18 protein-coding genes and 2 pseudogenes are annotated in these 19,217 nt (G+C 65.1%); 11 read left to right on the forward strand and 9 right to left on the reverse strand.

All coding sequences use genetic code 11. From position 1 onward, the window contains the following. The first annotated feature begins 11 nt into the window (after positions 1-11). Genes EJ067_RS16165 through EJ067_RS16175 form a run of 3 tightly spaced genes read left to right on the forward strand, consistent with a single transcriptional unit; the run spans position 12 to position 1,631 of the window. Positions 12-608 carry an NADPH-dependent FMN reductase gene (locus EJ067_RS16165; protein WP_126086629.1) on the forward strand — a complete coding sequence of 199 codons (597 nt, stop codon included), beginning with the start codon at positions 12-14 and terminating at the stop codon, positions 606-608. After that, positions 608-1,321 (forward strand): orotidine-5'-phosphate decarboxylase, encoded by a 714-nt coding sequence (gene pyrF, locus EJ067_RS16170; protein WP_126086630.1) that lies wholly within the window; start codon positions 608-610, stop codon positions 1,319-1,321. Before EJ067_RS16165 ends, pyrF begins: the two co-directional genes overlap by 1 nt. 22 nt (positions 1,322-1,343) lie before the next feature. After that, positions 1,344-1,631 (forward strand): DUF1330 domain-containing protein, encoded by a 288-nt coding sequence (locus EJ067_RS16175; protein ID WP_126089640.1) that lies wholly within the window; start codon positions 1,344-1,346, stop codon positions 1,629-1,631. A gap of 249 nt (positions 1,632-1,880) precedes the next feature. Here the strand turns inward: EJ067_RS16175 and EJ067_RS16180 are convergent, their stop codons facing one another. The 6 genes from EJ067_RS16180 to EJ067_RS16205 all read right to left on the reverse strand — a co-directional run bounded on the left by EJ067_RS16180 (position 1,881) and on the right by EJ067_RS16205 (position 7,741). Further along, positions 1,881-2,939 (reverse strand): D-alanine:D-lactate ligase-like protein, encoded by a 1,059-nt coding sequence (locus EJ067_RS16180; protein ID WP_126086631.1) that lies wholly within the window; start codon positions 2,937-2,939, stop codon positions 1,881-1,883. Between the two features lie 94 nt (positions 2,940-3,033). After that, positions 3,034-3,909, reverse strand: a complete 876-nt coding sequence (locus EJ067_RS16185) for an SMP-30/gluconolactonase/LRE family protein (protein ID WP_126086632.1) — start codon at positions 3,907-3,909, stop codon at positions 3,034-3,036. Beyond that, positions 3,906-4,544, reverse strand: coding sequence for a 2-dehydro-3-deoxy-6-phosphogalactonate aldolase (locus EJ067_RS16190; protein WP_126086633.1), 639 nt, complete (start codon positions 4,542-4,544; stop codon positions 3,906-3,908). The genes EJ067_RS16185 and EJ067_RS16190 overlap by 4 nt, the downstream gene beginning before the upstream one ends. Then, a complete protein-coding gene (locus tag EJ067_RS16195) occupies positions 4,541-5,467 on the reverse strand; it encodes a 2-dehydro-3-deoxygalactonokinase (RefSeq protein ID WP_126089641.1) in 927 nt (308 codons plus the stop codon). Before EJ067_RS16195 ends, EJ067_RS16190 begins: the two co-directional genes overlap by 4 nt. Before the next feature lie 5 nt (positions 5,468-5,472). Next, entirely contained in the window at positions 5,473-6,240 is a 768-nt protein-coding gene (locus EJ067_RS16200) for an SDR family oxidoreductase (RefSeq protein WP_126086634.1), read from the reverse strand. 151 nt (positions 6,241-6,391) lie between these two features. Continuing rightward, a complete protein-coding gene (locus tag EJ067_RS16205) occupies positions 6,392-7,741 on the reverse strand; it encodes an EAL domain-containing protein (RefSeq protein ID WP_126089642.1) in 1,350 nt (449 codons plus the stop codon). A 238-nt stretch (positions 7,742-7,979) separates the two neighbouring features. On the opposite strand from EJ067_RS16205, the gene EJ067_RS16210 reads away from it, so the two are divergent. From EJ067_RS16210 to EJ067_RS16230, 5 genes are all read left to right on the forward strand, one after another. After that, positions 7,980-8,987: a glycosyltransferase gene (locus tag EJ067_RS16210; RefSeq protein ID WP_126086635.1), complete on the forward strand. Its 1,008-nt coding sequence runs from the start codon at positions 7,980-7,982 to the stop codon at positions 8,985-8,987. Further along, positions 8,987-9,361 carry a GtrA family protein gene (locus EJ067_RS16215; RefSeq protein ID WP_126086636.1) on the forward strand — a complete coding sequence of 125 codons (375 nt, stop codon included), beginning with the start codon at positions 8,987-8,989 and terminating at the stop codon, positions 9,359-9,361. Before EJ067_RS16210 ends, EJ067_RS16215 begins: the two co-directional genes overlap by 1 nt. A 132-nt stretch (positions 9,362-9,493) precedes the next feature. After that, positions 9,494-10,435 (forward strand): glutathione synthase, encoded by a 942-nt coding sequence (gshB, locus tag EJ067_RS16220; RefSeq protein ID WP_126086637.1) that lies wholly within the window; start codon positions 9,494-9,496, stop codon positions 10,433-10,435. Between the two features lie 114 nt (positions 10,436-10,549). Next, positions 10,550-11,617, forward strand: coding sequence for a cyclic nucleotide-gated potassium channel (locus EJ067_RS16225; RefSeq protein WP_126086638.1), 1,068 nt, complete (start codon positions 10,550-10,552; stop codon positions 11,615-11,617). A gap of 165 nt (positions 11,618-11,782) precedes the next feature. Next, positions 11,783-13,312: a YifB family Mg chelatase-like AAA ATPase gene (locus EJ067_RS16230; protein WP_126086639.1), complete on the forward strand. Its 1,530-nt coding sequence runs from the start codon at positions 11,783-11,785 to the stop codon at positions 13,310-13,312. A gap of 49 nt (positions 13,313-13,361) precedes the next feature. Here the strand turns inward: EJ067_RS16230 and EJ067_RS16235 are convergent. Continuing rightward, positions 13,362-13,670, reverse strand: a pseudogene (locus EJ067_RS16235) (TetR/AcrR family transcriptional regulator); the annotation flags it as partial. A 369-nt stretch (positions 13,671-14,039) separates the two neighbouring features. On the opposite strand from EJ067_RS16235, the gene EJ067_RS16240 reads away from it, so the two are divergent. Then, entirely contained in the window at positions 14,040-15,992 is a 1,953-nt protein-coding gene (locus EJ067_RS16240; protein ID WP_126086640.1) for an adenylate/guanylate cyclase domain-containing protein, read from the forward strand. A 304-nt stretch (positions 15,993-16,296) separates the two neighbouring features. Then, positions 16,297-17,202 (forward strand): annotated as a pseudogene (locus EJ067_RS16245) (ATP-binding protein); the annotation flags it as partial. A 50-nt stretch (positions 17,203-17,252) separates the two neighbouring features. Here the strand turns inward: EJ067_RS16245 and EJ067_RS16250 are convergent. Together EJ067_RS16250 and EJ067_RS16255 are read right to left on the reverse strand one after the other, a co-directional pair. Continuing rightward, a complete protein-coding gene (locus tag EJ067_RS16250) occupies positions 17,253-17,852 on the reverse strand; it encodes a TetR/AcrR family transcriptional regulator (protein WP_126089643.1) in 600 nt (199 codons plus the stop codon). A gap of 30 nt (positions 17,853-17,882) precedes the next feature. Next, positions 17,883-18,473: a DUF308 domain-containing protein gene (locus EJ067_RS16255; protein WP_126086641.1), complete on the reverse strand. Its 591-nt coding sequence runs from the start codon at positions 18,471-18,473 to the stop codon at positions 17,883-17,885. Between the two features lie 196 nt (positions 18,474-18,669). On the opposite strand from EJ067_RS16255, the gene EJ067_RS16260 reads away from it, so the two are divergent. Then, on the forward strand, positions 18,670-19,185 hold the full coding sequence (locus EJ067_RS16260; protein WP_126086642.1) for a GNAT family N-acetyltransferase: 516 nt from the start codon (positions 18,670-18,672) through the stop codon (positions 19,183-19,185). The last annotated feature ends 32 nt before the right edge of the window (positions 19,186-19,217 follow it).

Consider the following 19,217-nt stretch of genomic DNA (forward strand, 5'->3'; position numbering starts at 1 on the left):
AAGGTTGGCCAATGACCGTCATCCCCAGAATCCTCGTCTTTGCCGGTTCGGTCCGCACCGGCGCCTTCAGCGGCCGAACGGCCGACGTGGCGCAGAAGGAGCTCGCCATGCAGGGCGCCGAGGTGACGCGCATCTCGCTCGGCGACTATCCGCTGCCGATCATGGATGAGGATCTGGAAAAGGAAAAAGGCGTTCCCGAAAACGCCGTGAAGCTCGGCCGGCTGATCGCGGATCACGACGGCCTGCTGATCGCGACGCCCGAATATAACGGCTCGATCCCGCCGCTCCTGAAGAACTCGATCGACTGGGTGAGCCGGATCAGGCGCGACGGCAGCCATTCGTTCCGGCCGCTTTACGGCAAGCCCGCAGGCCTTTGCTCCTCCTCCGAAGGCAAGTTCGCCGGCATACGCTGCATCAACCATCTGCGCGCGGTGCTGGTGCGCTGCCAGATGGAAGTGATCACGCCGGAATGCTCGGTATCCGGCGCCAATGAGGCCTTCGCCGAGGACGGACAATTCCGGGACGAGAGACTACACCAATCGATGGAGCGCCTATGCCGCACACTGATCGAAACCTCGCGCATGCTGTCGGTGCGGATCGAGGCCTGATGCACCCCGGCAGTTCCCAAGGCGAGACCATGCGCGACAGGCTGATCGTCGGCCTCGACGTGCCGACGCTGAAGGACGCCGAAAAGGCGGTGCGCGAGCTCGAAGGCACCGTCTCCTTCTACAAGATCGGCTACCAGCTCGCTTTCGCCGGCGGGCTCGATTTCGCGCGCGAGCTGGCCAGCGGCGGCACCAAGATCTTCCTCGACATGAAGCTGCTCGACATCGACAACACCGTGGCCAAGGGCGTCGAAAACATCGTCAGGATGGGCATGACGATGCTCACCATCCACTCCTATCCGAAGGCGATGCGGGCGGCCGTGGAAGCGGCCAAAGGCAGTGACCTTTGCCTGCTGGCGGTCAGCGTGCTGACCTCCATGGACGAGCAGGACATGATCGACGCCGGCTATGAGTACGACCCGCACACGCTGGTGCTGCGGCGCTCCGAACAGGCGCTGCATGCCGGCATGGGCGGCATTGTCTGCTCGGCCGAGGAGGCCGAGGCGGTGCGCCGGATCGTCGGCCCCGACATGGCCGTCGTCACACCGGGCATACGGCCGAGCGGCAGCGACCACGGCGACCAGAAGCGCGTGGTGACGCCGGCGCAAGCGATCCGCAACGGCTCCAGCCACCTCGTCGTCGGCCGGCCAATCGTCGCCGCTGCCGACAGGCGGGCGGCGGCCGAGGCGATCCTGACCGAGATGCAATCCGCCTGATTTTCAAATCGGAGAAAAAATGATGCCAAAGGGATATTGGGTCGCTCGCGTCGATGTGCGCGATGCCGAGGGCTACAAGGACTATGTCGCGGCCGCCAAGCTCGCCTTCGACCGCTTCGGCGCGAAATTCCTGGCGCGCGGCGGCGAGCACGAAAAAGCCGAAGGGCCTGGCCGCGCGCGCAACGTGATCATCGAATTCGAATCCTTTGCCGCGGCGCATGACTGCTACCACTCGCCGGAATATCAACGCGCCGTCGCCATCCGCCAGAAGGTCGCCGACGGCGAGATCGTGCTGGTCGAGGGGATTTAGGTCGTCTGCATCGGCGTATGTTGGAGATCAGCCGCCTATCTGTCGTCATCCACGGGCGGAGCAAGGAGCGAAGCGACGCAGCGCAGACCCGAGGATCCATGCCGTGACTTCAACGCGCCGCTACGATCAAGAATTCTGCTCCGCTGCACTCCACGGCCGCAGTAACGGCATGGATTCCAGGGTGCGCGCGTCGCTTCGCCCTTTGCTCCGCCCTGGAATGACGAAGTCGTTACGTCTCAGCCAATAAAGTCACGGCGTCAGCCGATTGGCCGCCGTCTCGGCCATTGCGTCGGCCAGGCTCATGCCCCACTGCCTGCGGCAATAGTCGCGGAAATCGAAGCAGGGCAGGCCGGGGCAGACCTCGAACTCGATGAGGTGGATGGTGTCGTCGGCCTCGACCCGAAAATCGACGGAGAAGACGTCCCCAAGGCCAAGTCCGTTAATCAACTTTTGCGCGATGGCGCGGATCGCCCGATCGGCGGCCGGCTGGCTGGCGGCGACCGGCTCGAGCTCCGGCTCGGCGTAGTTTCCGGCGTTCCTGGCGGCCTGGCCGGTGTCGCCATAGAGCGCCATCGAGTCGGCCATGGTCTGGAAATCACCGCCGGACTCGACGAAGGCGATGCCGAGCGCCTCGACGCCGGTTTGAGGCTTCAGCCCAAGGAAGCTCGCCCGCGCATTGCGGCCGGCGACATAGGGCTGGACGACGACATCGTCGCGATAGTGGCCAAAGACACGCCGGCTAAGCTCCAGTGCATGGCCGAGATCGGTGACCCGCGAATCCGGCCAAATGCCGATCTTGGCGCCGAGCCGGTTGGGCTTGACGAACCAACCGGCAGCCGAGGCCGGCGGCTCGACCAGCCACGCGCCGTTGCATGCCAAGCCTGCAGCCGGCGCCGGCAGGCCGAGCGCTCCGAGCACGGCGCCGGAGCGGAACTTGTCCTGGCAGAGCGCGAACAGCGAATCGTCGGCGCCGATCATCTTCAGCCCGTTCAGCCGCGCCAGCGCAGGCGAGGCGCCGCCCCGGAAATAGGCGATGCCGTCGGTCAGCGTCCAGACCAGGGTGGCGGCAGGATCGGCCTTTGCCAGCGCGGTCGCGGCGTCGTCCAGCTCGACGGCCATGAAGGCGAGGCCACGCTTTTCGCAAGCGGCGGCGATCTGGTCGAATTCCGACGCGAGATCGGTCGACTGAGCCAGATAGGAGGAGATCTCCAAAGCACGTTCCGGTGCGAACCCGTCTGCGACGAGCCGGTCGAAGCAAGCCTTCTCCGGCTCATGGACAAGGATCAGCGTCGGCCTGTTGCGCGACATGGTAACTCCCAGCGAAATCAGGCGCTACCATCGCATGGCCATTGCAATCGGCTTGCGGGAAACCGACCGCGCCGGGCGATAATCCGCAAGCCGCTCAGGCGATCAGCACGCGCGGCTCGAAGCGACCCTTGACCGGAATGTCGAGGAGAAACGTCATGCCGGCCTGTGGATCCAGCTTGCGCTGCTTGTCGTCCTTGCCCTTCCAGGCCGACGTCACCGCGATCCTGTCGCCCTTCTGGCCGACAAAGGCGGGGCAAGACGGTTGCGTTACCGGCATCGGAATCTCGCGCAGCAGCGTGCCGTCAGGTGCATAGGCCTTCACCGCCTTGCCGCCCCAGACCGCGTTCCACAGCACGCCGTCGCGGTCGACGACGGAGCCATCGACATAACCCTTTGACGAGCGGTGATCGACGAACACTTTCGGCTCGCCTGCCGGAAGGCCGGTCGTGGGATCGCAAGCGACGCGCATCAGGAGGCCGGTCGCCGTGTCGGTGTAGTAGGCGATCGTTCCGTCCTCGGAAAAGCAGATCGAGTTGGAGACGGTGATGTCGGCAAACAGCCGGCGCAACTCGCCCTTGAAGAACCAGTAGATCGCGCCGGCGCCCTTGCCCTCGTCCTTGCCCATCGTGCCGGTCCAGAAGGCGCCGCAGGGGTGGACGCGGGAATCGTTGGAGCGCGTCGCCGGATTGTCGGCCTCGATCGGCGTGTTGAGCGTCAGCTTGCCGGTCGCGACATCGCGCACATAGAGGCCCTTCTCGGTAGCGATGAGCTGGCGGGCATCGTCGATGACGGCGATGGCGCTGGCCATCAGACCGAGGTCGTGCACCTTCAGCGCGCCGGCGAGCGGCTTTTCCAGAAGCCTGCCGTTGACGATGTCGAACCAGAACAGCGCGTCGGTGGCGGGATCGTAGCTCGGGCCCTCGCCAAGCTGGCAGACATGGTCACTGAAGATCGAAACGCTGTCCATCATTCCCCTCCGAAGGCTTCGTCCCAGGCGGCGACCGCGGCGCGGGCGCGCTGCGCCACGTCCTCGACGCCGGCGCCCGGCCTGTAGAGGCTCGATCCCAGGCCGAAGACGCTGACGCCGACCGCCTTGTAGCCGGCAAAGTCCTTGTCGGAAACGCCGCCGACGGCGCCGATCAGCGTCGTCGCCGGCAGCACCGCGCGGATCGCCGCGATACCAGCGGCGCCAAGCACGCTCGCCGGAAAGAATTTCAGCGCCGAGGCGCCAAGCTTTATGGCCTGGAAGGCTTCGGTCGGCGTGAACACGCCGGGCATCGTCACCATGCCGTGATGCATGGCGCGGCCCATGACCTCGGCATCGATGTTGGGGCTGACCAGCAGCCGGCCGCCGGCCTTGTGCAAGGCATCGACATCGGCGGCCGTCAGCACCGTGCCGGCGCCGACCAGCGCGGTCCTGGGAAGCGCTTCGGCGATGCTGGCGATGGAGGCGAAGGGCTCCGGCGAATTGAGCGGCACCTCGATCGCCTCGATGCCGGCGTCGAAAACCGCCTTGCCGATCGCCACCGCTTCACCGGGCTTCAGCCCGCGCAGGATGGCGACGAGGCCGCGCCTCAGTTTGGGGAAGGGTGCGGTCTGGCTCATCGAGCGCCTCCGATCATGCCGTTCTCGCGGGCGGCCTCGACAAGACCAGCGCGCACTGCTTCATCCGCATCGACGATCCGAAAGGCAAGGCCTGCGAAGCCGAGAGCGGCGGCGTAAAGTGCGGCCAGCGCCCCGGAGGCGATCAGCACTACCGGAGCCTCGCCGGCGCCGTAGCGGCGGTTGGCCGAAGCGATCTCGCCGCCGATCAAGAGCCCGGACAGGCACGCCGCCGCCTCGTCCGCCTTCAAGTCCTGCAGCAGCCCGGCGGCGCGGATCGCAAACAGTTTCGAGGTGACGTCGCCGCCCTCGCCCAGCGCCTGGCTGCACCATTGACGGAAGAACGGGCTGTCCGCCGCAACAGGAGCCGGATGCTCGCCAAGCGAATGCTTCAGGATCGAATGCGCGGCAAGCACCGAAAACAGCTCGCCGGTCGGCCAGGTGCCGAAGCCGGCGACCGCGCCGTCCTCGACCGCAACCCATTTCGAATGCGTGCCCGGCATGCAGACGAGATGCCGTCCCTTTGCCGGCAAACCGGCGCCGGCGAGCTGCGTTTCCTCGCCGCGCATGACATCCGGCGCGTCGGCCAGGCGCTGGGCGAGGCCCGGCACGATGCGGATGTCTCGAGGCTGGTCTTCGATGCGGGCGGCGCCGGCAAGAATGGCGCCGATCGGCGCCGGCACCGTGACATAGGGCGCTTCGATCCAGCCCTGGCGGGAACCCGCCATGCCGCAGATGATGACGGGCAATGCCTCCGGCGCGCCCATGGCGGCGAGGTGGCCTTCCAGCACCGCCGCAAAGCCTTTCTCGCGCGCCGTGATCAGCCCGTCGTCGCCACGCCGTTCGGCGAGCACCTTGCCGGCGCCGTCGAGCAACCAGGCCCGGAGCCTGGTCGTGCCCCAGTCGAGCGCGGCAACCGCAGGCATGCCGCTCACAGGAAACCTCCGTCGACGATCAGCATCTGCGCCGTCAGCATGCGCGAGGCGTCCGATGCCAGGAACAGCACCGTGCCGACGATGTCGTCGGGCTGCATGACCTGCCTGATGCATTGCTTGGCGACATGGGCCGCAAGTCTCTCCTCGGTCACCCAAAGCTCCTTCTGGCGGTCGGTGATCACCCAGCCGGGCGCGACCGCGTTGACGCGGATGCCGTCGGCGCCGAGCTTGCCGGCAAGGCCCTTGGTGAGGCCGAGTATGCCGGCCTTGGCGGCGGTGTAGGCCGGCATGTCGGGATGGTTGATGAGGTAGGAGGTCGAGGTGAGGTTGATGATCGAGCCGCCGCCGGCGCGCTTCATGCCGGGCGCCACCGCCTGTGCGGTGAAGAAATGCGGCCGCAGGTTGATCGCGAGGTTGTTGTCCCAGAACTCGACCGTGACGTCCTTCACCTCATGGCGGTCATCGAGCGCGGCGTTGTTGACCAGCACCGTGACATCGCCATGCGTTTGCGCCGCCCTGGCCGCGGCAGCGCGCAGCGCCTCGACGTCGCGCAGGTCGGTCTTGAGATAGAGCGGGCGCCGGCCGAGCTCCTTTTCCAGGCGGTCGGCGAGCGCCGTGCTTGGCTTATCGGCTATGTCGATGAAGGCAACCTTGGCGCCCTGGCGGAGAAAGCCCTCGGTCAGCGCCGCGCCGATGCCGGAACCGCCGCCGGTGATCAGCACCGAGGCGTCGTCGAGGTCGGCGAAACGCGCCGATGGCATCATGATTTCTTTCTCCCTTTGGCCGGCGCGCATCCTAGCCATGCCGGCCCCGGGGGCAAGGGCGAAAAGGCGTTTTTCGGGCTTATGTCTGACAAAACGGCAGCCGCGCCTCCGCGCGGCGCGGACTGGGCGGCTGAACCGCGGGCTGCTTCGGTCAGATCGCCTTGGCGCGCAGCGCGCCCCGATAGGAATCGCGCAGATAGCCGAGCGTGGCGTCGGCATCGGCCGGCTTGCCGAACAGGTATCCCTGGCCGCCGGCGCAGCCGAACTGGACGAGGCGGTCGGCCTGCGCTTCCTCCTCGATGCCTTCGGCGACAACGTCCATGCCAAGCCCTTCGCACATGGCGAGGATGGCGCGGATGATGTGCTCCGACGGCCGGTCGTCGAGGATGGAGGAGACGAAGGCGCGGTCGATCTTCAGCTTGTCGAAATGGAACTCGCGCAGACGCCCGAGCGAGGACTGGCCGGTGCCGAAATCGTCGAGCGAGACGCGGATGCCGACCCGGCGCAGGTCCTGGACGATCTTCTCGGCCGAAGCCGGATCGGTCATCAGGCCGGTTTCGGTGATCTCGATCTCCAGCCTGCGCGGATCGAAGCCGGTGCGCTCGAGGATGGCGAGAATGTGCAAGCCGGTGTTCTGGTCGACGAGCTGCGACGGCGACAGGTTGAAGGAGAGGAACAGGTCCTTCGGCCAGCTGCGCGCCGCCTCGGTCGCCTTGCGCAGCACCAGCTGCGACAGCGGACCGATGATGCCGCGCTCCTCGGCGATGGGAATGAACACGCTCGGCGGCACCATGCCGAGATCGCGGTCGGTCCAGCGGGCCAGCGTCTCGAAGCCGATGGTGCGGCGGGTGCTGAGATCGACGATGGGCTGGAAATGCGGCTCGACCTCGCCGGCCGAGACGGCGCGCCGAAGCGCCTGCTCGATGCGGGTGACGCGCTTGGCCGCCTCCTCCATCTCGCGGGTGTAGACGACGACGCGGCCGCGGCCCGAGCGCTTGGCGTGGTAGAGCGCTGTCTCGGCCTTGTTGATCAGGATCTCGGTGGTCTCGTCGCCGGAATAGAACAGCGAGCAGCCGACCGAGGCCGACAATCTCGCGGTGCGCTCGCCGACATCATAGGGCGCCGACAGGATTTCGATCAGCATGCGCGACTTCTCGGCCGCCTGCTCTTCGCTGAACACCATCGGATAGAGGAAGGCGAATTCGTCGGCGCCGATGCGGCAGACCGTGGAGTAGCCGTCCATCGAGGCGCGCAGGCGCATCGCCACCTGGATCAAGATGTCGTCGCCGGCCTTGTGGCCGAACAGGTCGTTGATCGGCTTGAAGCCGTCGAGGTCGAGGATGCCGACGGTGAACGGCGCAGGATCGTCGGCGCGGTCGCTGATCAGGCGATCGACCTTGTCGAAGAAGCGACGATGGTTGCCAAGCCCGGTCAGCGGATCGGTGAAGGCCAGATCCGTGTTGTCCCTGCCTGGCAGCCCGGTGCCAAACGTCGTTTGCATCATGTCCCTGTTGTGACGACGGTATTTATCGCCAGACTGGCAGCAAAGCGTTTAGGAAAAGTATCGGGAAAATCGATTTTCCGATTACCTTAGGAGAGCCCCGGGGCCGGTTGGCCGGCTTTGGGGACCGGGGCTTAAACCTGGCCTTAACGGCTTCAATAAATAGTGAAGCGGCCCGGAGACGCCGCCATTGGGGCCGGCATCGGCGCGGCCGGAGGGCCGGGCACCGGAGACAGACATGCCGCACGAAGTCCGCAACGAGCCGGTGATCGCCGTGCTGCTGCCCTGTTACAACGAGGAGCTGACGATCGGCGAGGTCGTGCGGCGCTTCCGCGAAACGCTGCCGGCCGCCGCGATCTATGTCTACGACAACAATTCGAAGGACCTGACCGCGCTCAAGGCCCGCGCCGCCGGCGCCGTCGTCGTGCGCGAACCGCGCCAGGGCAAGGGCAACGTGGTGCGCCGCATGTTCGCCGATATCGAGGCCGACATCTACGTGATGGCCGACGGCGACGGCACCTATGCGCCGGAAGATGCGCCGCAGCTGATCAACACGCTTTTGACCGAGCACTGCGACATGGTGGTGGGCACCAGGCGCGGCGTGACTGACGATGCCGGCCGCTCCGGCCACGCCTTCGGCAACCGCATCTTCAACCGGCTCTATAAGGGTCTGTTCGGCGCCGATTTCACCGACATCTTCTCCGGCTACCGGGTCTTTTCGCGGCGCTTCGTCAAGAGCTTCCCGGCGGTTTCCGGCGGCTTCGAGATCGAGACCGAAATGTCGGTCCATGCCTCGCAGCTCAAGCTGCCGGTGAACGAAATGGCGCTTGACTACGGTCGCCGCCCGGAAGGCTCGTCATCGAAGCTGTCGACCTTGAGGGACGGCGCCAGGATCCTGTGGATGTTCGCCATGCTGGTGAAGGAGACGCAGCCGCAGCGTTTCTTCGGCACGTTCGCGCTGTTCTTCCTGGCGGCCAGCATCGGCCTGACGATCCCCCTGCTGGTCGAGTTCGCCGAGACCGGGCTTGTGCCGCGCATGCCGACCTGGGTGCTGTCGGTCGGCCTGCTCCTCTTGTCCATGCTGGCGATGGTCACCGGCCTGATCCTCGATTCGGTGTCGCGCGGCCGCGCCGAACAGAAGCGCATCTTCTATCTTTCGATCCCTGCCGGCCGCATCGGGCGCGCGGGCGGCAACGAGCAGGCCTCCCCGAAGACGGCGCCGGGCAAGGCCTCGCGGGCGGCCTGATGGGCCGGCTTGGCCGCTTCGTCCTTGCCGGCGGCATCGGCTTTGTCGCCGACGCGGCCGCGCTCTGGCTGCTGCTTGCCGTCACCCCGCTCGGACCGCTGATCGCGCGTATCCTGTCGATCGGCTTCGCGCTCACCGTCACCTGGCAGATCAACCGCCATCTGACCTTCGCGCCATCGAGCCGGGGCATGGCGCGGGAAGGCGCGCGCTATGGCGGCGTCGGCGTCGCCACCAGCATCGCCAATTACCTCATCTACTGCGCCATGCTGTTCGCGCTACCCGCCCTGCCGCCGCTGGCGGCGCTGGCGGTCGCCTCGCTGGTTGCGATGGCGCTGTCCTTCCTCGGCTATTCCCGGCTGGTCTTCGATCGCTGAGCGTCTGCACCAAGCAAGCGCGATTGGCAGAACCCTTCGAGTTCCTTATATCGGCGCCAGAGATACGAGAATTCAAAGTGTTGGAGCGTCGTTTGTGCGTCCAAACGGATGCCGCTCCGATGGAGACCGAAAATGCCGCTGAAGATCGCCGTCCAGATGGACCATGTCTCCACCGTGTCGATCGCCGGCGACACGAGCTTCGCGCTGTCGCTGGAGGCACAGCGGCGCGGCCACAAGCTCTTCCACTACACGCCCGACCGGCTGTCGATGCGCGAGGGCAAGGTGTTCGCGCGCGTCGAGGAGATGCAGCTGCGCGACGAGAAGGGCAGACACTACTCCCTGGGCGAGCCGGTGCGCACCGACCTGTCCGAGATGGACGTGGTGCTGCTCAGGCAGGATCCGCCCTTCGACATGAACTACATCACCACCACGCATATACTGGAACGCATCCACCCGAAGACGCTGGTGGTCAACGACCCGGCCTGGGTGCGCAACAGCCCGGAAAAGATCTTCGTCACCGAATTCCCGGACCTGATGCCGGAGACGCTGATCACCAAGGACCCTCAGGAGGTGGCCGCCTTCCGCAAGGAGTTCGGCGACATCATCGTCAAGCCGCTCTACGGCAATGGCGGCGCCGGCATCTTCCATCTGCACGAGGCCGACCGGAACCTGGCCTCGCTGCTCGAAATGTTCGGCCAGTTGTTCCGCGAGCCCTATATCGTGCAGCGCTACCTCAAGGACGTGCGCAAGGGCGACAAGCGCATCATCCTGATCGACGGTGAGCCCGTCGGCGCCATCAACCGCGTGCCGGCCGAGCACGATTCGCGCTCCAACATGCATGTCGGCGGCCGCGCCGAGAAGACCGAGCTGACGGAGCGCGAGCGCGAGATCTGCGCCCGCATCGGCCCGGCGCTCAGGGAACGCGGCTTCATCCTGGTCGGCATCGACGTGATCGGCGACTGGATGACCGAGATCAACGTCACCTCGCCGACCGGCATTCGCGAGGTGCAGCGCTTCGGCGGGGCGGATATCGCCGCCCTGTTCTGGGACTGCGTCGAGGGGAAGCGGGCCTAGGCTCGACCGCGCACGCGAGCCGTTGGTGATGCACATCGCAGCGACAGCAAGCACCTTTACGCTTGCCTTGAAGGCATCCTATTTTGCAAGGCAGTAGCCGCTCGTGGGCAAAGAATGTCGGTACTGCCTTTCCTAAGAATTTACGCGCCGCCCAACGCGGTGCTGGCTGCGCCCGGGCTTCTGGCGGTGGCTGCGCTCACGATACCGGACCTGTCCGGACGAAGCAGGCTGGCCCTGGCTGCCGTGCTCGCTGTCATTTGGGGCGCCTATCTCCTGCAGATGGCGGCGACGCTGCTCAAGCGGCGGGCGGGAGACATACGCAACAGGGCGCCGGCAATCGCCATCGATGTGCTCGCGGTCCTGGTTCCACTCGCCGCATTTCTGCTCGTCCGCACGCCCGACTGGAGCCTCTACTGTGCTGTCTGGCTGCTGAAACCGCTGCGCGACTCGACCTTCTTCCCTGTGCTGGGCAGGGTGCTGGCCAACGAAGCGCGCAACCTGATCGGCGTCACCACGCTCTTCGGCGTCGTTCTGTTCGGTGTCGCGCTCGCGGCCTATGTCATCGAGCGCGACATCCAGCCGGTAAAGTTCGGCAGCATCCCCCAGGCCATGTGGTGGGCGGTGGTCACGCTGTCCACCACCGGCTATGGCGACGCGATTCCGCAGAGCTTCGCCGGTCGCGTCCTTGCCGGGATGGTCATGATGAGCGGCATCGGCATCTTCGCGCTCTGGGCCGGCATTCTTGCCACAGGCTTCTATCAGGAAGTCCGTCGCGGGGATTTCGTCCGCAATTGGCAATTGGTCGCCGCCGTGCCGTTGTTTCAGAAGCTCGGCCCGGCCGTGCTGGTCGAGATCGTGCGCGCGCTAAGACCTCGCATGGTGCCGGCGGGCGCCGTGATCTGCCGCATTGGCGAGCCCGGCGATCAGATGTTCTTCGTCGTGGAGGGGCGTGTCAGCGTTGCGACACCAAACCCGGTGGAGCTTGGCCCTGGCGCCTTCTTCGGCGAGATGGCGCTGATCAGCGGCGAACCGCGTATGGCGACCGTCAGCGCCGCAACGGCGGTCTCACTCCTGTCGCTGCACTCGGCGGATTTCCAGATGCTGTGCAGCAGCAGCCCGGAGATCGCGGAAATCATCCGCAAGACCGCGCTCGAGCGGCGCGGCGCGGCACCGACGGCTTGACGGCACCAGGTGCGCGGTCACAGCCCCAGGATCGTCGCCATGCGGCGCCCCTATGTTCCCGTAATGTTCTTGCCTAAATCCGAAATCTGTGATTGTCTCGGATCGATATCACCCGCGGTCCGAGCAAGGGCCGGGGTGAGCCGGTATCCGGGGGCTTGATAGAAGATGGTGGCGCGGGTTCGCACGGTGGCTTTCCAGGGCATCGAAGCCGTGCCGGTCGACGTGCAAGTGATGATCGCGCCGGGCAAGGTCGGCATGCAGATCGTCGGCCTGCCGGACAAGGCGGTGGCCGAGAGCCGCGAGCGCGTGCAGGCGGCACTTCATGCGTCCGGTTTGTCGATGCCGTCGAAGAAGGTGACGGTGAACCTCGCGCCGGCGGATCTGCCAAAGGAAGGCAGCCACTACGACCTGCCGATCGCGCTCGGCCTGATGGCGGCGCTCGGCGCCATTCCGGGCGACATGCTGGCTGGCTATGTCGTGCTCGGCGAGTTGTCGCTCGACGGCACCATAGCTGCGGTGGCCGGGGCGCTGCCGGCGGCGATCGGCGCCAACGCCGAGGGCAAGGGCCTGATCTGTCCGTTCGCCTGCGGGCCGGAGGCGGCCTGGGCCGGCAAGGATTTCGACATCCTGGCGCCGCGCAGCCTGATCGCGATCGCCAACCACTTTCGCGGCACCCAGGTGCTGTCGCGGCCGGAGGCCGGTATCCAGTTGGCGGCGCGCGACCTGCCGGACCTTGCCGACATCAAGGGCCAGGAAAGCGCCAAGCGGGCGCTCGAAGTGGCTGCCGCCGGCGGGCACAATTTGCTCATGGTCGGCCCGCCCGGCTCGGGCAAGTCGATGCTGGCGCAGCGGCTGCCCTCGATCCTGCCGCCGCTGGCGCCGAAGGAGCTCCTGGAAGTTTCCATGATCGCTTCCGTCGCCGGCGAGCTCGGCGAAGGCAAGCTCACCGACCGGCGGCCGTTCCGCGCCCCGCATCATTCGGCCTCGATGGCGGCGATGGTGGGCGGCGGCCTGCGCGTGCGGCCGGGCGAGGTGTCGCTGGCGCATCACGGCGTTTTGTTCCTCGACGAATTCCCGGAATTCACGCCGCAGACGCTGGACGCGCTGCGCCAGCCGCTGGAGACCGGCGACTGCGTGATCGCGCGGGCCAACCACCGCGTCACCTATCCGGCGCGCATCCAGCTGGTGGCGGCGATGAACCCGTGCCGGTGCGGCATGTCGGGCGAGCCCGGCTTTCGCTGCCTGCGCGGCGACCGCTGCCGCACCGAATACCAGGCGCGCATTTCCGGCCCGCTGCTCGACCGCATCGACCTGAGGATCGAAGTGCCGGCGGTTTCGGCCAGCGACCTGATCCGGCCGGACCGCGCCGAAACCAGCGCTTCGGTGGCGCAGCGCGTGGCGCGAGCGCGGACCATGCAGCGCGAGCGGCTGGAAAGGCTGGGCGCTGCCGCCACCACCAACGCGCATTGCCCGCCGGCGATCGTCGAGGAGATCGCCAGGCCCGACGCCGCCGGGCTGACGCTGCTCAAGGACGCCAGCGAAAAACTCGCCTTCTCGGCGCGGGCCTATCACCGCGTGCTGAAGGTGGCGCGCACGCTGGCCGACCTCGACGCAAGCGAAACCGTCGGCCGCATTCATCTCGCCGAGGCGATCTCCTATCGGATGAGCGCCGAGCGGATGGCGCAGGCGGCGTGATCGCAAGAGGCATCGGCAAGCGCACAGGGTCCGCTTTTCCAGGCGACTGTCAGCCGACCGTCGATCGGTCCCCGGGGATCAGCTTCTGCAATGTCGGCGCCAGGATCATGCCGAACGTCAAGGTATCGCCGTAGGCTCGCGCAGAGAGCATTGCGCCATGAACGGTCGCCATGAAGGCCTCCGCCTCGACGCGCGGCGCGGCGGAGATTGTCAATTTCTTCTGCTCGGCGCCGCGCTCGATGACGCCGGCCAGCCACCCTGAGAGAAACCGAAAATACGCCCGGACCTCCACGGCAACCTCCGGCGGAAGAGCGGGAAGCTCGCTGGCGAGCAATGCGCAGACGGCCGGCTTGCCCGCCTAGCTGATGGTGTGCCCAATTAAACGAGCGATAAAGGGCCGAAATGGATTTTGCGACCCCATTGTTATACCGGAGCGTGGGTTAGAGCGGCCTCAAATCAATGAGTCTGTCGAGACAGCTACTCAGCAACAGCACGGAGAAGCAGGCGACGATCATGACGGCGAAGAGAGACACTCAACCCCCGAGCATTCGAGGACCGAGAGCATCAATGCAGTACTGCCATGTCCGCAGTGCCCCAGCGAACGGACGTGGGGCGGATATTTCAGAAACGATGCGTATGACCGATCTCAGAAGTCGGGCCGGATAGACTCTGGGCCAGGGTACCAATACAATCCCAATTGCCCGGCTTCTGAAAGTATTTAACCCACATGGCCGAGACTCGAACCCAACGCCGCCTTGCTGCAATTTTGGCAGCCGATGTTGTTGGTTATTCCCGCCTGATGGAACGCGATGAGGCTGGCACACTAGCCGCATTGAAATCACGTCGGCAGGCCGTGTTGTCTCCATTGGTCGTCCAGCACAATGGTCGCGTAGTCAAACTTATGGGCGACGGTGTGCTTGTCGAGTTCGCCAGTGCAGTTGATGCGGTACAATGCGCGGTTGAACTACAAAAGGGATTCACTGCTGCTAACGAAGGCATTCCCGAAGCCTCGCACATCGTCCTGCGTATCGGCATCAATCTGGGCGACTTGATCGTCGAGGGCAGTGATCTCTATGGCGACGGTGTCAACGTGGCCGCCCGGCTGGAGGGACTGGCTGAGCCCGGCGGCATCTACGTCTCCGCCACCGTGCACGATCATGTCACAGGCAAGTTGGCATTGGCGTTCGACGATCTGGGCGAGCACACACTCAAGAACATCGCGAAGCCAGTGCGGGTTTATCGCGCCGGAACAGGCGGGACCGGCAGACGTGCGGCGCAACCGGCGACTGCACTCCTGAAAAAACCCTCGATTGCGGTTCTGCCCTTTGCGAATATGAGCGGCGATCCCGAGCAGGAGTACTTTTCTGACGGCATCACCGAGGACATTATCACCGACCTTTCGAAAGCGTCCGGACTCTCCGTCGTCGCGCGCAATACCGTCTTTACCTTCAAGGGCAAGGCGGTATTGATCGAGGAGGTGGCGAAGAAGCTGAATGTCGCCTATGTCCTGGAAGGAAGTGTACGCAAGGCTGGAGGGCGAGTGCGTATCACGGCTCAGCTAATCAATGGTCGTGGTGGTGACCATATCTGGGCCGAGCGGTATGACCGGACGCTGGACGATATCTTTGCCCTTCAGGACGAGATATCCAAAAGCATTGTCGACGTGCTCAAAGTGAAGCTGTTGCCCGAAGAACTGGCGACAATTACAAACCGCTCGACCGACAACCCAGAGGCTTACGAGACGCTGTTGATGGGCAGGTCGTTCCTCAATAGGGGAGTCGAGACCAAGTTTATCAAAACAGCGCAGCGACTGTTTGCCAGAGCTGTTGAAATTGACCCAAATTATGCGCGCGCTTATGCCGCTTTGGCTGATTGCGAGTGGCTTCTGTTGACCTGCAACGATCCCGATGCCAGCTTCGAGGCAGTCCTTTCCAACAGTGCACGGGCGCTGGAACTTGAGCCAGGTCTCGCCGATGCCCACGCATCCCGTGGCGGGGCCTTGTTCGTAAGTGGCCGGTATGCCGAGGCGGAAGTGGAGTTCGAGCGAGCTTTAGAGTTAGACGCCAGTTCTTCCGATACCTATTTCTCTTACGGCCGGAATTGTTTCATTCAAGGTCAATACGAGAAAGCTGCCGCTCTGTACCAGCGTGCTGCATCGTTGTCACCGGAGGACTATCGGGTCTGGATCAATCTAGGGATGGTCTATGTTTCACTTGGCCGCAGCGACGACGCCAAGGAAGCAGCAAGGCAAGGTGTGCTGGGAGTGGAAAAGGAAGTCAAAGCGCACCCCGACAATGCCACCGCGCTATGTTACGGCGCCACGATGCTGGCGGAAATTGGCGAGATTGAACGCGCGCTGTCGTGGGTCTCCCGTGCTGAAATGTTCGCCGGAGACAATATTGCGGTTCAGTACAACATAGGCTGTTTTTATGCAAAGGTGGGCAAGACGGAGCAGGCTATCGATTGCCTGGAACGGCAGCTAACTGCATCACATGCCTACATCATTTTGCGCTTGCCTTGGATGCGTCAGGATAGCGACCTCGATTCGCTCCGCGCTCATCCCCGTTATGTCGCGCTTGTCAATCGGATGGAGGCCCAAATAGCCGCGACTGGTGTTCGAATATCAGCAGGCCACGAGGAGAATGAAGCAATAACTCTGAATATGAAGCCCGGAAAATGAGCTGATTGAGCGCAGGTCCGTTCCTGGCCCTGCTGCAACATGATAAGGGGCGCAGAATAGGGCTGCTGAGGGCCAGGGAGCCGATGTCGAACCGGGTCAGTTTTGCCCGGATACCAGCTGTGGGCGTTGGCATGGCTGGCCGAAACAAGACATACCCAGGCTAAATACCGCAGAAACCGACCCATGGTTTTGCCCCCTCATGCTCAGCCTATAGCATATTAGTGGGAACTATGTTTGGCTAAGGTCGCATAGCTCGGCGCAGAGGTCCGACCAAAACCCCCCGCAATCACGGTATCCGCAACCCGGCGGGCACAATCTGCTCATGGTCGGCCCGCCCGGCTCGGGCAAGTCGATGCTGGCGCAGCGGCTGCCCTCGGTCCTGCCGCCGCTGGCGCCGAAGGAGCTCCTGGAAGTTTCCATGATCGCTTCCGTCGCCGGCGAGCTCGGCGAAGGCAAGCTCACCGACCGGCGGCCGTTCCGCGCCCCGCATCATTCGGCCTCGATGGCGGCGATGGTGGGCGGCGGCCTGCGCGTGCGGCCGGGCGAGGTGTCGCTGGCGCATCACGGCGTTTTGTTCCTCGACGAATTCCCGGAATTCACGCCGCAGACGCTGGACGCGCTGCGCCAGCCGCTGGAGACCGGCGACTGCGTGATCGCGCGGGCCAACCACCGCGTCACCTATCCGGCGCGCATCCAGCTGGTGGCGGCGATGAACCCGTGCCGGTGCGGCATGTCGGGCGAGCCCGGCTTTCGCTGCCTGCGCGGCGACCGCTGCCGCACCGAATACCAGGCGCGCATTTCCGGCCCGCTGCTCGACCGCATCGACCTGAGGATCGAAGTGCCGGCGGTTTCGGCCAGCGACCTGATCCGGCCGGACCGCGCCGAAACCAGCGCTTCGGTGGCGCAGCGCGTGGCGCGAGCGCGGACCATGCAGCGCGAGCGGCTGGAAAGGCTGGGCGCTGCCGCCACCACCAACGCGCATTGCCCGCCGGCGATCGTCGAGGAGATCGCCAGGCCCGACGCCGCCGGGCTGACGCTGCTCAAGGACGCCAGCGAAAAACTCGCCTTCTCGGCGCGGGCCTATCACCGCGTGCTGAAGGTGGCGCGCACGCTGGCCGACCTCGACGCAAGCGAAACCGTCGGCCGCATTCATCTCGCCGAGGCGATCTCCTATCGGATGAGCGCCGAGCGGATGGCGCAGGCGGCGTGATCGCAAGAGGCATCGGCAAGCGCACAGGGTTCCGCTTTTCCAGGCGACTGTCAGCCGACAGTCGATCGGTCCCCGGGGATCAGCTTCTGCAATGTCGGCGCCAGGATCATGCCGAACGTCAAGGTATCGCCGTAGGCTCGCGCAGAGAGCATTGCGCCATGAACGGTCGCCATGAAGGCCTCCGCCTCGACGCGTGGCGGGGCGGAGATTGTCAATTTCTTCTGCTCGGCGCCGCGCTCGATGACGCCGGCCAGCCACCCTGAGAGAAACCGAAAATACGCCCGGACCTCCACGGCAACCTCCGGCGGAAGAGCGGGAAGCTCGCTGGCAAGCAGGGCGCAGACGCAGAACGGCCGGCTTGCGTCCTCGATGCACCGAGCCCAGAAGCCGGCGTAGGTTCGAAGCAGCTCTGGCGGCTCAGGCACATTGCGCTCAAGCTCTCCCATGCCCGTGACGGCATCCTCGAGGTAACGCCTGACCAGCGTTTGCACCAGGTCGACCTTGCTGGGGAAGTGGTGATGGATGCTGGCTTTGCGGATACCGATCACCTCGGCGATATCCGCGTAGCTGAACCCGTTGTAGCCGCCGGCGACGATGAAGGTTCGCGCGGCGGCCAGGATATCATCGGCAGTGTGCGAAGGCTTGTTCATGGACATGCCTAACGTCCAGCGGAGGAAAGCTCAACTCACGCCTTGCGGCGACTTCCGCACGATATCGCTTACCGAAAGCCACACCGCGGACACGAGGAAGTAGAAGGCGCCGAAACCGGCATAGGGCGCAACGTTGGCGATGCCGATGGCCTCCGTGCCGCCCGCCATCTTCACGAAGAACAGGCCGGCCAGCGCCGACTGGGCACCGCTCAGGATCATCGCCCACTGGGCGCCGTTGGTTTTCCAGCGACGCGCCGCGGTCAGAAGCTGAAACGCGCCGGAGACGACGGCCCAGACGCCATAGACCGCAAGCACCGCGTTCATGCTGCGGCCAAGCGCGACGGCGACCGCAACCGCGGTGACGATACTGGCGACGACGTTGAGCAGCTGCGACCTGTTGCGGCTGAGCCCGCCGGTGCGCTGCGCGTCGACATAGTTCGCGAGCGCGTCCCACACAGGGTAGGCCACCAGCATGACCGCAGCGAGCGGCGGACTGTCCTTCGCGACGGTGAAAGCCGCGGCAACCCAGGCCGCCGATACGGCAAACCGCAGATAGTAGTAGCTTTTGAGCCAGGCGTTCGAAGACCGGGCGCGGCTGTGATCGTTCATTTGTCCAGACATGGTGGGATCTCTCATTTAGCCTACCTACCAACTAGTAGGTAGATCGGGAGCCGTCAAGACGTTGAAGGCCGGTCGGCGATCACCTCGACATCTCATTTATGTGATCGGCGCTCACTGCCCCGCGGCTGGGCGACGGCAGTTTCGCGCACGAAGGTCGCGCACGATACGGTGGCGCGGATCCGGTCGGGGCATGGCGATGATTTCAGTTTTACCGGCGCGCAGCGCCGAAGAATTCGAGACGCTGGCAGAACTCTGCCGCAAGCTTGCGCAATGGGATGTCGACGCTTCGGCGCCCCATGGCGTCTCGGCAGAGGATGTGAGGGCTCTCTTTCATCCCGAAACAAGCGGTCTTCAGTTGGCGGCGCAGTTCGGCGCGTCGGACGCCATGGCATTCATTGCGCGATCGGCGGGCCTGCCGGCCGGCTGCCTGGCCTTCGACCAGTTCGGCGACAACACGGTGGAACTGCACCGGTTCTTCGTCGACGCATCCTTCCGCGGGCAAGGCATAGGCCGCGCGCTGATGGGCGCCGTGCTGACGGAGATCGAGAAAGGCCCGGCCCGCACGGTGCTGATCCACACGACCTACTACATGAGCAATGCCATTGCCGTGTACGAGGCGTTCGGCTTCAAGCCTTGCGCTGCTTTCCGCGAGACGCCAGAGCATGTCAGGCACACAGACGTCTTCCTGTCGCGTTCGATTCCGGGCGCTTGACGCGACGGTCGATCGACGCGTTGCACGAACCC

It is taken from the genome of Mesorhizobium sp. M1D.F.Ca.ET.043.01.1.1, from assembly GCF_003952385.1.
Lineage (GTDB): Bacteria > Pseudomonadota > Alphaproteobacteria > Rhizobiales > Rhizobiaceae > Mesorhizobium.

Coding starts and splice junctions, on each gene's coding strand:
- EJ067_RS16165 (WP_126086629.1), top strand. CDS start 12: ATGACCGTCATCCCCAGAATCCTCGTCTTTGCCGGTTCGGTCCGCACC.
- pyrF (WP_126086630.1), top strand. CDS start 608: ATGCACCCCGGCAGTTCCCAAGGCGAGACCATGCGCGACAGGCTGATC.
- EJ067_RS16175 (WP_126089640.1), top strand. CDS start 1,344: ATGCCAAAGGGATATTGGGTCGCTCGCGTCGATGTGCGCGATGCCGAG.
- EJ067_RS16180 (WP_126086631.1), bottom strand. CDS start 2,939: ATGTCGCGCAACAGGCCGACGCTGATCCTTGTCCATGAGCCGGAGAAG.
- EJ067_RS16185 (WP_126086632.1), bottom strand. CDS start 3,909: ATGATGGACAGCGTTTCGATCTTCAGTGACCATGTCTGCCAGCTTGGC.
- EJ067_RS16190 (WP_126086633.1), bottom strand. CDS start 4,544: ATGAGCCAGACCGCACCCTTCCCCAAACTGAGGCGCGGCCTCGTCGCC.
- EJ067_RS16195 (WP_126089641.1), bottom strand. CDS start 5,467: ATGCCTGCGGTTGCCGCGCTCGACTGGGGCACGACCAGGCTCCGGGCC.
- EJ067_RS16200 (WP_126086634.1), bottom strand. CDS start 6,240: ATGATGCCATCGGCGCGTTTCGCCGACCTCGACGACGCCTCGGTGCTG.
- EJ067_RS16205 (WP_126089642.1), bottom strand. CDS start 7,741: ATGCAAACGACGTTTGGCACCGGGCTGCCAGGCAGGGACAACACGGAT.
- EJ067_RS16210 (WP_126086635.1), top strand. CDS start 7,980: ATGCCGCACGAAGTCCGCAACGAGCCGGTGATCGCCGTGCTGCTGCCC.
- EJ067_RS16215 (WP_126086636.1), top strand. CDS start 8,987: ATGGGCCGGCTTGGCCGCTTCGTCCTTGCCGGCGGCATCGGCTTTGTC.
- gshB (WP_126086637.1), top strand. CDS start 9,494: ATGCCGCTGAAGATCGCCGTCCAGATGGACCATGTCTCCACCGTGTCG.
- EJ067_RS16225 (WP_126086638.1), top strand. CDS start 10,550: ATGTCGGTACTGCCTTTCCTAAGAATTTACGCGCCGCCCAACGCGGTG.
- EJ067_RS16230 (WP_126086639.1), top strand. CDS start 11,783: ATGGTGGCGCGGGTTCGCACGGTGGCTTTCCAGGGCATCGAAGCCGTG.
- EJ067_RS16240 (WP_126086640.1), top strand. CDS start 14,040: ATGGCCGAGACTCGAACCCAACGCCGCCTTGCTGCAATTTTGGCAGCC.
- EJ067_RS16250 (WP_126089643.1), bottom strand. CDS start 17,852: ATGAACAAGCCTTCGCACACTGCCGATGATATCCTGGCCGCCGCGCGA.
- EJ067_RS16255 (WP_126086641.1), bottom strand. CDS start 18,473: ATGTCTGGACAAATGAACGATCACAGCCGCGCCCGGTCTTCGAACGCC.
- EJ067_RS16260 (WP_126086642.1), top strand. CDS start 18,670: ATGATTTCAGTTTTACCGGCGCGCAGCGCCGAAGAATTCGAGACGCTG.